At 63.0% G+C, this 702-nt stretch carries 1 protein-coding gene; it reads left to right on the top strand.

Annotated features, from left to right (window positions below):
• Nucleotides 1-702, top strand: a 702-nt coding sequence (locus AWB75_RS37975) for a hypothetical protein (protein ID WP_407642209.1), incomplete at both ends; no start/stop codon positions are given.

The raw sequence follows: 702 nt of genomic DNA, 5'->3' as shown, positions 1-702 counted from the left end.
TGGAGGTGACATGTCGTTTCCAGAATGGGGGCGTTCGTATAACGCGTTGTGGGTACCGCTAACGAGCGACTGGCAGTGTTCGCTCGTACCTGCCCGCGACGTGCAGGACGTCGATCGCGGCTGGAAGCTATCTTACGAAGAGCGTCAGAAAGCACGCAAGGAGCGCGAAGAACAGATCGAGCAAGATCAGCGAGACTTCGACCGGTTGTTTCGGGTGTCCATCGACCGCCGCGCCGCGCGCGCCTGTAGCGATTTCAGTGAGTATGCTGCCTTTATCCGCGAACACTTGCGCATCTCGGGATTGTCCGCGCCGGTCGATGGGGACGACGTCACGCGTATCCTTCGCGATGCGGTACGCGATGGTCAACTCACCCCGGCTATTAACCGCGCTTGGCGGGGTAGTCGGCGGGTTGCCCGGCAATACGCGCCGCAAAGCTGGCCGAAGCGGGCACCCGATCCGAAGCCGACCGTCTACGGGTTCCGCAATGGCCAGTATTTACCGCTTGATGCGAACGGTTCCTTTGTCGATGACTCGCCATACGTGTCCAGTCGGGTTGCGGCCAAAGCTGCCGCCTCTGCGCGCGCGGTCGGTGGTTCCGGTGGCGGCAGCGGTTTTGACTGGCTCGGCGCGGCTGAAGGGGTCGCCGGGGCGGTGCTTGGCGGCGCGGGTTCGAGCGACGGCGATTCGATGCTCAAGAGCTT

Source organism: Caballeronia catudaia (assembly GCF_001544755.2).
Lineage (GTDB): Bacteria > Pseudomonadota > Gammaproteobacteria > Burkholderiales > Burkholderiaceae > Caballeronia > Caballeronia catudaia.
The sequence above is the reverse complement of the archived record's forward strand: the minus strand, read 5'-3'. Positions and strand labels throughout refer to the sequence as shown.